Here is a 12,152-nt window from a genome sequence, read left to right as displayed (position 1 = left end):
CCCGCACCCATCTTGCTTATCGCCCGCGGAACACCACAAAGGAGCTGCCCTGGCTCTGCGAGTAGTTGTCATACCCGATCAGACGCACGTGATGGTCGGGGTGGGCGCGATGGCATGCCTCCAGTTCGGCAATAACGGTGTCCACTGACTGCTCGCCGAACATGGGCAGCTTCCACATGTACCAGTAGTATGTTGATGCGCGTTCAGGCTCTACATGTTCAATGCCGGGGTTCCAGCCCTGGTTCACGAGATAGGCGATCTGACGACGCATTTTTTCCGGTCCCATTGCCGGCAAATAAGAGAAGGTTTCGTACTTGGGTGTCGAGTTGTAATCTTGAATGTCAGCCATTTTCTATATCCTTGTCTTTGGCGCGGAGCGAGTCCTTGGGCCACGCGCCGCACGGGTTTGCATGTATGTCTTTGTAATTACCGTCTCAAGATCAGCGGTTCACCACGTCCAATTTGTCCACGGTATCGAATTCAAACTTGATCTCTTTCCAGGTTTCCAGAGCAATTTTCAACTCTGGACTGTCTTTCGCGGCGTTGGTGAGGATGTCCTTGCCCTCGCGCTCGAGATCGCGACCTTCATTGCGCGCTTCCACACACGCCTCCAGCGCGACGCGATTGGCAGCTGCTCCGGCAGCGTTGCCCCATGGGTGCCCCAGCGTACCGCCACCAAACTGGAATACCGCATCGTCGCCAAAGATTGCTAACAGCGACGGCATGTGCCAGACGTGGATACCGCCAGAGGCTACGGCGAACACGCCTGGCATGGATCCCCAGTCCTGGTCGAAGAAGATGCCGCGACTGCGATCCTCAGGGACGAACGATTCGCGCAGCAGGTCGACCCATCCTTGAGTGGAGGCGCGGTCACCTTCCAGTTTGCCAACCACCGTGCCGGTGTGCAGGTGATCACCACCCGACAGACGGAGCGCCTTGACTAGTACGCGGAAGTGAATGCCGTGGTGCGGATTACGGTCCACCACTGCATGCATGGCACGGTGGATGTGCAGCAGGGTACCGTTCTTCCGGCACCAACGCGCCAGACCGGTATTGGCACAGAAACCACCCGTAAGGAAGTCGTGCATGATGATGGGCATATTGAGCTCCTTGGCGAACTCTGCCCGCTCATACATTTCTTCGGGCGACGGCGCTGTAACATTTAAATAATGTCCTTTGCGCTCGCCAGTTTCAGCTTCGGCTGTGTGGATCGCATCGGCCACGAACAGAAACCGATCGCGCCAGCGCATGAAGGGCTGCGAGTTGACGTTCTCATCGTCCTTGGTGAAATCCAGGCCACCGCGCAGACACTCGTAGACTGCACGACCATAATTCTTGGCAGATAGACCGAGTTTGGGCTTGATGGTACAGCCAAGCATCGGTCGGCCATATTTGTTCATTTTGTCGCGCTCGACCTGGATACCGTGCGGCGGTCCATTGCAAGTCTTGACGTAGGCGAGCGGGAATCGTACATCCTCCAGGCGCAGCGCACGCACGGCCTTGAAGCCGAACACATTACCCACCAAAGAGGTGAATACGTTAACCACGGACCCTTCTTCAAACAAATCTATGGGATAGGCGATAAATGCGTAAAAGCTGGTGTCATCGCCCGGCACGTCTTCGATGCGATAAGCACGGCCCTTGTAGTAATCCATGTCAGTCAGCAAATCGGTCCACACCGTGGTCCAGGTGCCGGTAGAAGACTCGGCGGCTACTGCGGCGGCGGCTTCTTCACGATCCACCCCTGGTTGCGGCGTAATTTTGAAACAGGCTAAGATATCAGAGTCCAAAGGCACGTACTCGGGGGCCCAATAGGTCTGCCGGTATTCCTTTACTCCGGCCTCATACTTTTTTACGGCCATGCTTGCTCTCCTTGTGTCATGGTAGACGACGGTGATTGGAGCCACCTGCTAGGTTCCAATGCTTGAGTGGCATTGTGGACGATCTGCCAATTTATAAAAGTAAAATATATTTACTATTATAATTTACTATGGTTTACTATTGGCATGTCTATCCGTCATGCAACCTTGCACCAACTTAAGATCTTCGCTGCCGTAGCTCGGCACATGAGCTTCGCCCGTGCCGCTGAAGAGCTGCATTTGACGCCACCCGCTCTGTCTATTCAGGTCAGGCAACTCGCCGAGGCAGTCGGCCAGCCGCTTTTTGATCAAATTGGCAAGAAAATCTACCTGACCGCAGCGGGGGAAGCGCTGACGTCGGCTTGCCACGACGTGCTGGATCGACTGGAATATTTCACTCAAGAGATAGCCGCCCTCCAGGGACTGGAGAAGGGCAGCTTGAAGGTCGCCACGCTCTCTACGGCGAAATATTTTATCCCACGTATGATGGGAGGGTTCTGTACGGATCATCCTGGTGTCGCTACTGCTTTGTTTATTGGTAATCGGGAGGCACTGCTGGAGCGGCTCGCGCGTAACCAGGACGACCTCTACATCCTGGGTCAGCCGCCGGAACACATAAACGTCGTCGCGGAAACTTTCGCCGATAATCCCTTGGTGGTGGTGTCCCGATCGGATCATCCCCTGGCGTCGGAAAAAGACCTCGAGCCATCACGTCTGCGGGACGCACCATTTATTTCGCGCGAGCCCGGTTCGGGAACACGTCTGGCCGCAGAAAAGTTTTTCGAGCAACACGGCGTTGTTCTCAGAGCACGTATGGAATTTGGAAGTAATGAGGCTGTCAAGCAGACTGTGGCTGGCGGTTTAGGCATTGCCGTGCTGTCGGCAAGTACGATACACGCGGAACTTGCCAGCGGCGAACTGGTGATTCTCGACGTGCGTGGTTTTCCTCTAGAGCGCAAGTGGTATGCGGTTTATCCGGTGGGAAAACTGCTTTCCCCAATCGTCAGTGCCTTTATGAAGTACCTGTTTGCGGCATCGGCACATGGTGAAAATGAACCTATTTTGGGCGAATAAATGCCTGGATAAGCACTAAGTGATCGTAAAATTTGACACTTCAGCGCTTCCGATGTAACAGATGGCGCAAGAAGATGCCGTCTGGTGCGTTCGTCTAAATGGATCAAGCATTCCAAAACTGTAGGGGGATTTATATCAGGAATATGTGAAAACCGAACAAAAGTGAACTTCCTACCACAAATCGACGACCTTAAATCGCTACTCCAGCTGCCTATCTACCATCGCAAGAAGACTCCACCCATCTTGGATGACCGGTTACGCTGCCCTGTCGCCGTTGAGCCATGGATGGTCGGCAGCAGACTGATTGCAGACATTCAACAGCGGAAAGCCAATGACATCATCCGACCCCCTGCCGCCATTCGCCCTCTCGACGCGAACGACGGCATCACAGCGTTTTCTGACATCCCTGCCCCCACCGTATTCACCGACCATCAAGGCGACCCCGCCAGCCCCAACTCTTCCAAAAACCGATTATGCCGCTTCTTATCCACCTCCGACTCTTTGAGTAACGGCGCGATCGTAGCCTGAGTGGCCTGGCAGTCATGCTCCGGCCCTTGTTCTGCTGTGCTCACCTATCGGGAGATGTTCAGGTTATAACCGTTTCTCCCATCTCCTGAATGGCTACCGAATGAGCGAGGCGATCCTCTTCTTGGCCTTTGATGACTATACCGTGCCGCCCAAAGAATCAGGCGCGGGCCAGTAGCTGGTCCAGTGCATTCGCAAATGCCTGGCGGTCCGCTTGGCTCAGGGCAGCGGGGCCACCAGTGCGCACGCCGGAGTCCCGGGAGTTGCTCCATCATGTCACGAATCCGCAGGCGCTCGTGGATGGTGTCGGGGGAATAGCGCTCCCCGCGCGGGCTGAGGGCATGGCTGTTTTTTTCTAGCACGGCGGCGGCCAGCGGAATATCGGCGGTGATTACCAGATCACCCGCTACGATGTGCCGGACGATTTCCTCATCGGCCACATCAAAGCCCCTCGGCACGACCACAGTGCGGATATAGGCAGAGCGGTGTACGCGCAGAGCTTGATTGGCTACCAGGGTCAAGGGCAGTTTCAGACGATCGCTGGCGCGATACAAAATGTCTTTAATGACGTTGGGGCAAGCGTCGGCATCAACCCAGATATGCATGTGACGGCTCTTAGGAATTTTTTGAGTGGGAACACCATGTCACAGATGTGATTTCCCGACAATGTGTGCCCCCACGGAGGGCATGCACCCGAGTCTCCCAAACGCCGACTAATTCAGTAATGTGGTGGCACAGATCCGATGCCAGATTGATCTTGGCATGGCACGAGACCATAATGATCATTATGGTTAATGAGGGTGATGCCATGATTACGGAAACCAACGCGGTCAATTTTCGCCAGAACCTGGGAGAAATGCTCAACCAGGTGCAGTATCGCCACGACAGCGTGATGATTAACAAAGATGGGAAACCCGTTGCCGTGCTCATCGATGCTCGTCTTTTCGAGCGCATTCGCCGGATGCAGGGTCGCTTTGATGCGCTGTGCCAAAGGATCGAAGCGGGATTTTCGCAAGTACCTGAATCTACAGGGATAGCGGAGATCGAGGCAGCCCTCGCTCAAGAACGGCGGGAATCGCCCATTTCCGCTGAGGATCACTAACCGTTCATGGCGGCATTGCGGGTGGTGCTGGACACCAACGTGCTGCTTTCCGGCATAGCATACCCGGCCAGCGTGCCGGGCAAGATCCTGACCGCGTGGCGACATGCTTCCATCGATGTACTGCTATCAGACTATATCCTCGATGAACTGCGCCGGGTACTGCCCCGTCTGGCGCACCGCCATGGGCTGACGGTGGCCGAGATGAGCGATCTGGTAGATATTCTGGCCATCCAAGCAGAACTGATCGCCCCATGGCCTGGGTCGGACCCGCACTTGCGCGACGACAAGGATCAACCGGTGCTGCACACTCTGCTGGCCGCTCTCAAGACGTCTGGTGCTGACTACCTCATCACGGGAGACAAAGACCTTATGGCGTTGGCTGATCGATATCCTATAATCACCCCAATGGAATTCTGGCGGACGCATGGGGGAGTGTAACTCCGTGAATGGGCGGTTAGCGCTGCCCTGCCGCCGTTGAGCCATGATGGTCGGCGGTAGACTGATAGCGGACGTTGAGTTGGATTACCCTTCGACGAGGATGATGGGTGGTGCTCAGGGGCAGCCTGCAGGGTGGGTCAAGACTGGTAGCGGACGTAGGACTCGGCTAGAATGGCCGAACTCGTGTCCGACCTAAAAATGGAGAAATTCACTGTTTTGTCTGATGTTTGGTCGCAAACGGAAACAAATCAGAAACAATAGGATAGGATCGTGTTGGCAACACGAATATGAGACACAATGATGCATAAGGTCTAATGATTATACCCAAACCCTCACTCCTCTCGCATAGCCTCGACCTCTGCTAATAGCGCGGCGTTTTCCCGATTCAGGCGTCTGCCCGTATCTTGGGCCTCCTTTCTTTTTCCATTATCCCAGAGTGGCTTGGCTTCCCGGGCCAGCCGGTGCAATTCGTGGTGTCGCCGATGAATGACCGGCCAGTCTGGATGGTTTTGGTAACGCAAGCCCTCTGTGGCCAGCCAAACGCCGAGATGACACTGCGCTTCCGCGCCGGTCTCCAGAACACGATCCGGAAAATCCTCCAACCCATCCAAAGCCGCCACGAATTGTCGCACACGGTGTGCATGACACTTGAGCAGATCGTCGTCGGTTCCTAGTGGGGTCACGGTCGTGGGCAGATATTGCGGTTGATAGCGGGACACCCATTCGGGGATTTGTGCGGCGGGCATGGGCTTGGCGATCCAGTAGCCCTGGGCGAGTTCACAGGCCATTTCGGTGAGAAGCTCCGCATGACGGCAGGTTTCCACGCCCTCGGCGATGACCTCCATGCCGAGCAGGCGCGCGGTAGTGATGACACCGGCGATAATGGCGAGATCATGCGGATCGTTGATGATGTCACTAACAAAGCTCCGATCCACCTTGATGGTTTGCGCGGGAAGTTTTTGTAGATAGCTCAAGGAGGCGTTGCCGGTGCCAAAATCGTCCAGACCGACCCGCACACCGAGTCGGTTGCAGTGGATCAGAGCCTCTTTCGCTCTCTTGAAATCCTGCAAAGGCGCGGTTTCAGTTACCTCCACCTCCAGGTGGTCCGGTGGAAGTCCGGGGTGCCGCGACAGGGCTTCTTCCAGATCAGCCAGAAAACGCGGGTCGAGCATGTGGCGGGGACTGATGTTGACCGCTACACGCAACGGCAGTCCCTGCTTGTGCCATATCTCCCCTTGAGCGGTGGCGCTTTCGAGGACGAAGCGCCCGATATCCCGGGCTAGGCGGGGATGGTCCAAACTGTCGCCAAGACTACCAGGAAAGAGTAATTCTCCATTACCCAAATCCAGGCGCAACAGCGCCTCTACACCCACGACCTGCGGCGGTGATGGCCGACATAGCTCACTGTCGAGGTGAACAATGGGCTGGTAATGCAACACGATCCGGCTCTCCGCAAGAGCCTGTGCCACCTGTTCACGTAGCACAGAACGATGCCTGGTTTCGACATCCATAGCCCAGGTATGCACCTGGCACTGATCCTTGCCTTCGTTCTTGGCGCTGTACAGGGCGGTGTCAGCGTGACGCAGGAGGGTTTCCGGATCGCCGTCGTCCAAAGGGTAGATGGTAATGCCCAAGCTGGCGGAAATTGTCGCGATTTCACCTTCGATGAGAAAGGGATGACGCAGTTCTTCCAGGATTCGATTGCAGATGCCGTCGACGTCGTCCAGCCGGGAAAGATCAGGCAACAACAAACCAAATTCGTCGCCGCCCAAGCGCGCCAGGGTGTCCCCTAGGCGCAGGAGCGGGATCACCCGTTCCACCACCTGGCGCAACAGGACGTCCCCGGCGTGATGCCCGAGGTGGTCGTTGATCTGCTTGAAACCGTCGAGATCGAAAAGACTCACCCCCAACAGCCGTTCGCGGCGACGGCTCTGCTCCCAGCTATGGGTGAGCCGATCTGAAAACAACTGGCGATTGGGCAACCCCGTCAGGGGGTCGCGCAGGGCCTGGGTGCGCAGGCGCAGGACGAGATCACCGATATGGGAAAAGGCGACAAAGTAGGCCGATCCAACCCGCTGGAAATATCCTTTCTGCCAAGCAGCGATCGCCCCAATCGCCTGCAGATCTTCGCTACCGAAGGGGAAACAGGCGATCTCGGCCACGTCCTTGTCGAGCAGTTGCAGCCAATCTGGTGCCGGTTCATCGCCACGCGTCCAGACGACGGGTGCACGGGTTTCCAGCGCCCGCCACATCGGGTCCTCCGAGCTTTTAGGGATGCGCATGCCGTCGCATCTGGCGCCCTCCAGACACTGAGGAGTGAGCGTTTCCTCCATGCCCTCCCGAATGAAGTAACCGGCCCATGCTACCACGGTGCTTTTGCGGACCAGACCGGCACAAACGCCTCCGAGCAGATAAGTGCCATTGCTGTCTTCCGCTGTTTTGGCGTCCATCAAGGTCTGTAGCAGCACATCGAAGATAGCTATCCGCTCGATGTCCGTCTCCCGCGCCGACTGGCCGAAGCCCTCCAGCTGGATCATAAGATCGCCGATGAGCATGCGCTGCAGGATGCGGCGCAAGGATCGGCGTTCTGCCAGAGGGAGGTCCACCCCCTCCAGCGCCCGCTCCCAGTGGTCCAAATACAGGGGATAGGCCCCCGCCACCCAAGCCGGCTCTATGCCCATCTGGTAATGGCGACGGCCGATCTCCATCATGTTCTGTATCCACGGGCGGTCCAGGCGATTCGTCAAGAGACCGCGGGAGTGTTCCGCTTGGGTCTGTACCAAATGCTCCAGACGTTCCTGCGTAAAATCGCGGAACACGGCTGCCGTAGCCGGATAACTCAGTAAATAATCGTAGAACCGCCGCGCCAAGGACTCGCTGTCTTGAGCAAGGAGCGCCTCGTGGCTCTCTAGGAGAGCGAAATCAGCCTCGGTTAGGCCGAGGAAGTGGCGTATAGAGAAGGACAATATGTGGCCCTGAAATATCAAAAATACTTTTGTATGCCAATATCATAATACTGGTAAACGCAAACAACAACGAGGTGTGTTAGAAAAAATGCACCTTATTAAGTTTCCAAAAAACGAATGTTTAACGTCCGGTAAACCTCATTCCACCCGCGTTCCCTGACCCAATCCCTTGGCGATGAGCGTCAAAACCATCGCGTTGAGCGATACCCCCTCCATTCTGGCCCGCGCAGCGAGTTGGGCATGGATGGATTTGGGTACTCTGGCAATGAATTTGCCGGAAGCCACGCCTCCACTATTCGGTGCCGGTACCGGCATCCCCTGCTCCTGCAAAGTCCCCATCACTGCCTGCAAGGCTTTCCGGCCATTCTGTAAGGCTTCTTCCACCGTTTCTCCATCCGCAATGCATTCCGTGAAGTCCGGGTAGGAAATCAGAAATCCACCACCTTCTGAGGGCTTCAGCGGACGCATCTCGAACGGGTAATCTTCCAGGGCATACATGGTCATTCTCCTGTCACCAGGCGCAAAAACTTTTTGATGTAGACCGGCTTTATCGGTCGATGGGCGGGCACTGGCGGCGTCCGCCCATCGTGCCGGATAAATACGCAATGACTGCCGCCATCGTGTCGCCAGGTGATTCCGTGCTGACGGGCAACCACCTGAAGATCATCCATCTGCCACCCCATGGGGTGGTTTTTCATGGCCTCACGCAGCTTGATCGCTTTATTCATCCACGAATGATACTAGTTGTAACATCATTTAGCATCATAGAGCCATCTCACAACCGACCGTTTTCGAGAGTCTTCAGATGGCGGTGATTGTTGTACGGTAAATCAAAGGGTTGCAATTATCGAAAACCATTCTCAAAAGACTGCTACGGTTTACAGTCATGGTGACGAGTTTCGAGAACATGATGGTCAGTCCGCTGGACGACTGCTTACGCTGCACACCGTCCATTACAGGGCGCCCCAAGCTCTCGGAAGCCATTGCGTTCGGGTCCCCGAACTTTGGGAATCTGGGCACAGGAATACGGATGACTGGTGACCGCGAGGTTGGTCGCGTGGTCCGCTCAGGATAAGGGAACTCATCGGGCAAAATATAGGTCCATGAATCTGGTTGTGGGATTCCCCCGGCGGCCATTGTTTCAGCGAATCTACATTTTGGTGAATTTCAGGAGGATTACCATGAGAAACAAACCCTCTCACCCTCTATGGAAACGTCAGGTGCTCACCTTCGCGAGTATCACCGTCTTGGGTGCCGTTGCTGCAGCACCTCTGGCCCATGCCTTTCCCTATGAGGGTACCTCGGCATCACAACAGTCGCACGCGTCCACCGCGCATCTCTGGATCAACGGCCACTGCATACCCGTAGCCGCACAGAATCGTGTCATCCACTTCCCGGGCGGGATAATGCAGGTGCAGACGGTCACCTGGGGTTCGAGCGGGTCCGGTGGTCATTCGCAAATCTTCCGCGAAAACCTGTCCTCGGCGCAGGCGCAGGCCATGGTCTGGCGCAGCCTATGGCAGATGCAGGCGATGCAGGTATCCATGGACCGCCAGATAGCCCGGATGCAGCGCCTGATGCGTGTCTCTTTTGGTCCCTCTGCCATGCCGTCATTCAGCGTGTCGATGCCCGTCACGCTGCTTTCGTTGCTTCCGGAGATGCCATTTTCGGGGGCCATCCCTCGGCACACCATGAGCCTGGCTGCAGGCCCTGGCGCGGCGCCATCCGTACCCATGACCGACCTACCGGGGCATCAGACCCTGCAGGTACGCTGGGATCAACACCAGGCCCCTTTGCCAAAGATCCCGCTTTGATCCGAGGATAAACGTAACCGCATCGAGATCTGCTCCAACACCGATACTGGGCGGGCGTGGCAATACATGACCGTGCTCGCCGCCCTTAAAAAAAAGGAACATCAATGACTACAGCCGCACTTAGCCCTTCCAATGGAAATGACCCACTGCTCAAGGTACCGAAAATCACCGCATATTTCTGGATGGCGAAACTCCTGACCACCGCCATGGGAGAAGCCACATCGGATTTTCTCGTTTTCCACACGAACCCCTATCTGGCCGTGGTAGGTTGTGGGTTATTGTTCCTGGCCGCTATCTGGCTACAGATGCGGAGTAATCAATATATCGCACACTATTACTGGTTTGCCGTAATCATGGTGAGTATCTTCGGCACTCAAATAGCGGACGTCACCCATGTCGTGCTGGGCGTTCCCTATGACATCTCGACATCCGTTTTTCTGGTTGCCTTGATCGGGATTCTGGTCACCTGGAAACGCAAAGAAAAAACCCTTTCCATTCACAGTGTGCATACACCTCGGCGAGAGGCATTCTATTGGGTGACCATCGTAGCCACCTTTGCCCTGGGCACTGCCGCAGGTGACATGACAGCATCGAGCCTGGATTTAGGCTACCTTGGATCGGGCTTGCTATTTGTCCTCTTGTTTGGCATTCCCGTCGTCGCATACTTCATGTTCGACCTTAACGAAATTGCCGCCTTCTGGATAGCCTATATCTTGACCAGGCCGCTGGGGGCTTCTTTCGCGGATTGGACAGACAAGCCGATACGGTTCGGTGGCCTTGGTCTTGGCACGGGTCCGGTGAGTATATCGCTGACGCTAGTCATTTTGATGCTGCTCATCTTCCTGATGATTTCCAGAGTAGATGACCCCAACCGAGCCCAAAAGATAGAGGCGCGCTAGTAAGCTGCTGTTAAAAACCAAAATGTAATTGCTAGTTATGAATCTCTGAGAATAAATTTTATAGCCCACAAAATGAACACTTATTAATACTTCATTTTCAGAAAACTTTATGGCCTAATCCTGTCCTGAGTGTATCGATAAAGCTGTCAATCTTTAAACGTCACCCAAGCGCGCTGCGCACTAACTACCAATTTCTGAATGACTGCAAACGCTGCAATATTGTCATTGGCGTTCCCAGGCTTCGACTTCCCCAGGACACACTTCAAACAGCGGATGTGGTACTGGTGCCTCTGTTCCTTGCCATTTCTCGTAGAGTTTGCAGTTCCGCGTTTTCAGCTTGCTCATCAGATGAGCCCATTCGTAGGCCATTTGACCGGCAGTGACTCTCAATCTTACCGAATACAGGGCCGGCATGATCTTTGATTGATCAAAAGAGTACCCCCTTGTCTCAGCCTCAGTGTGCACGCCCTTCAGATACAGTGAAATAGCGCACCGAGGACATGGATGGATCTTGAAGCGTTCCAACTGTGGATGATTCCGGTAGCCACTTGTCTCATTGCGTAAGACGGCCTGGGCGAGGAGAGCCTCTCTCCAGAGCGCTACCAAACCTTGAGGGTCGAGGTACTTCGGATGCAAAGACCATAACCGCATGTCTTATGGAGCCCAACAGTAAATATTAGAGATCGACCGGTTCGGACATTAATGAACGAGGCTAAATCTGGCCGCTTAGCTTGTCAACGCTGACATCGCTGTAGGTAGGCTTGGATGACGGGTCATGGCCGCATACTGCCGATTGATCAGTCTCTTCACGACCCATAGCGGAATCGGTCGCATGAAGGTCGAGCTGTATTGGCTGAAAAAAGTCCGGTGTTTTTTCATAGATGTCCGGCGGACCTGGATTATCTGGCATTTTTTGTCCCAAGTGACCGGATCAGTGAAACTGTGCCGCCGAGAAAAAAGATAGCAGGGAAGAGGTACTGGAATATTTCGGTGAAGATGGCCCCCATATATACGGGTGCCCTGGAGAGGGCGGTATGGACGGCCACGTTGACGCCATCCATGGGATTTGCCAGTTTCGGGGGTGGTGTGGGCTGTGCGTAGAGATGGACCTGATAGGCCAGTTCGGTATGCCAGAGATGGAGGGCCACGTAGGACACTACGATCAGAATGAGATCGATCCACCAGGGAATCCGACTGGAGAGGGTGAGTAAATCTTCCATGGTGGATGTATGTCTGCGGTTTTGTTGCGGTCTGGGCATCATGGGAATAGTTCCTATCTATTTTAGATAACCAGTCAGGCTCTTGATCCATCAAGATAATGGCCATTATAGGCCAAATAGCAGGGGATGATAGGGCCCTCCTCTAGTCGAGAGTAGCCCTTCCCATGCCGCCTGTGAAGGTCCGCTTCGCTGCTTATGTGTCATTGGGTGTAGCGCAAGCACAAGGGATGCCCGTAGGCGCCAGGATGAAACTTT

12 protein-coding genes and 1 pseudogene are annotated in these 12,152 nt (G+C 55.1%); 5 read left to right on the top strand and 8 right to left on the bottom strand.

Annotated elements, in window-relative coordinates; all coding sequences use genetic code 11:
• Window positions 1-16: 16 nt before the first annotated feature.
• Together F6A13_RS03210 and F6A13_RS03205 are read right to left on the bottom strand one after the other, a co-directional pair.
• On the bottom strand, window positions 17-349 hold the full coding sequence (locus F6A13_RS03210; protein ID WP_151528028.1) for a ribulose bisphosphate carboxylase small subunit: 333 nt from the start codon (window positions 347-349) through the stop codon (window positions 17-19).
• Between the two features lie 91 nt (window positions 350-440).
• Window positions 441-1,862 (bottom strand): form I ribulose bisphosphate carboxylase large subunit, encoded by a 1,422-nt coding sequence (locus tag F6A13_RS03205; protein WP_151528417.1) that lies wholly within the window; start codon window positions 1,860-1,862, stop codon window positions 441-443.
• A gap of 144 nt (window positions 1,863-2,006) precedes the next feature.
• Here F6A13_RS03205 and F6A13_RS03200 point away from each other — a divergent pair, with 144 nt between their 5' ends.
• Window positions 2,007-2,933 (top strand): LysR family transcriptional regulator, encoded by a 927-nt coding sequence (locus tag F6A13_RS03200; protein WP_225982007.1) that lies wholly within the window; start codon window positions 2,007-2,009, stop codon window positions 2,931-2,933.
• 685 nt (window positions 2,934-3,618) lie between these two features.
• Here F6A13_RS03200 and F6A13_RS03195 read toward each other — a convergent pair.
• Window positions 3,619-4,063, bottom strand: a pseudogene (locus F6A13_RS03195) (YaiI/YqxD family protein).
• Window positions 4,064-4,266: 203 nt separating this feature from the next.
• Between F6A13_RS03195 and F6A13_RS03190 the strand changes: the two are divergent.
• Together F6A13_RS03190 and F6A13_RS03185 are read left to right on the top strand one after the other, a co-directional pair.
• Window positions 4,267-4,560, top strand: a complete 294-nt coding sequence (locus F6A13_RS03190) for a type II toxin-antitoxin system Phd/YefM family antitoxin (RefSeq protein WP_151528027.1) — start codon at window positions 4,267-4,269, stop codon at window positions 4,558-4,560.
• A gap of 6 nt (window positions 4,561-4,566) precedes the next feature.
• Window positions 4,567-4,998 carry a putative toxin-antitoxin system toxin component, PIN family gene (locus F6A13_RS03185; RefSeq protein ID WP_151528026.1) on the top strand — a complete coding sequence of 144 codons (432 nt, stop codon included), beginning with the start codon at window positions 4,567-4,569 and terminating at the stop codon, window positions 4,996-4,998.
• A 332-nt stretch (window positions 4,999-5,330) separates the two neighbouring features.
• Here the strand turns inward: F6A13_RS03185 and F6A13_RS03180 are convergent, their stop codons facing one another.
• The 3 genes from F6A13_RS03180 to F6A13_RS03170 all read right to left on the bottom strand — a co-directional run bounded on the left by F6A13_RS03180 (window position 5,331) and on the right by F6A13_RS03170 (window position 8,692).
• A complete protein-coding gene (locus tag F6A13_RS03180; RefSeq protein ID WP_225981931.1) occupies window positions 5,331-7,964 on the bottom strand; it encodes an EAL domain-containing protein in 2,634 nt (877 codons plus the stop codon).
• Window positions 7,965-8,102: 138 nt separating this feature from the next.
• The gene (locus F6A13_RS03175) at window positions 8,103-8,462 is read right to left on the bottom strand and encodes a type II toxin-antitoxin system HicB family antitoxin (protein ID WP_151528025.1); all 360 of its coding nucleotides are present in this window, start codon (window positions 8,460-8,462) and stop codon (window positions 8,103-8,105) included.
• Window positions 8,463-8,464: 2 nt separating this feature from the next.
• The gene (locus tag F6A13_RS03170; RefSeq protein ID WP_151528024.1) at window positions 8,465-8,692 is read right to left on the bottom strand and encodes a hypothetical protein; all 228 of its coding nucleotides are present in this window, start codon (window positions 8,690-8,692) and stop codon (window positions 8,465-8,467) included.
• Between the two features lie 453 nt (window positions 8,693-9,145).
• Here F6A13_RS03170 and F6A13_RS15545 point away from each other — a divergent pair, with 453 nt between their 5' ends.
• Together F6A13_RS15545 and F6A13_RS03160 are read left to right on the top strand one after the other, a co-directional pair.
• Window positions 9,146-9,778: a hypothetical protein gene (locus F6A13_RS15545; RefSeq protein ID WP_225981930.1), complete on the top strand. Its 633-nt coding sequence runs from the start codon at window positions 9,146-9,148 to the stop codon at window positions 9,776-9,778.
• A gap of 182 nt (window positions 9,779-9,960) precedes the next feature.
• A complete protein-coding gene (locus F6A13_RS03160; RefSeq protein ID WP_264158132.1) occupies window positions 9,961-10,677 on the top strand; it encodes a hypothetical protein in 717 nt (238 codons plus the stop codon).
• A 222-nt stretch (window positions 10,678-10,899) separates the two neighbouring features.
• Here F6A13_RS03160 and F6A13_RS15950 read toward each other — a convergent pair whose 3' ends face one another.
• Together F6A13_RS15950 and F6A13_RS03150 are read right to left on the bottom strand one after the other, a co-directional pair.
• Window positions 10,900-11,328, bottom strand: coding sequence for a pyrimidine dimer DNA glycosylase/endonuclease V (locus F6A13_RS15950; RefSeq protein WP_035192244.1), 429 nt, complete (start codon window positions 11,326-11,328; stop codon window positions 10,900-10,902).
• A 248-nt stretch (window positions 11,329-11,576) separates the two neighbouring features.
• A complete protein-coding gene (locus F6A13_RS03150; RefSeq protein ID WP_031575405.1) occupies window positions 11,577-11,939 on the bottom strand; it encodes a hypothetical protein in 363 nt (120 codons plus the stop codon).
• Between the last annotated feature and the right edge of the window lie 213 nt (window positions 11,940-12,152).

Source organism: Acidithiobacillus sp. 'AMD consortium' (assembly GCF_008926505.1).
GTDB lineage: Bacteria > Pseudomonadota > Gammaproteobacteria > Acidithiobacillales > Acidithiobacillaceae > Acidithiobacillus > Acidithiobacillus ferridurans.
The sequence above is the reverse complement of the archived record's forward strand: the minus strand, read 5'-3'. Positions and strand labels throughout refer to the sequence as shown.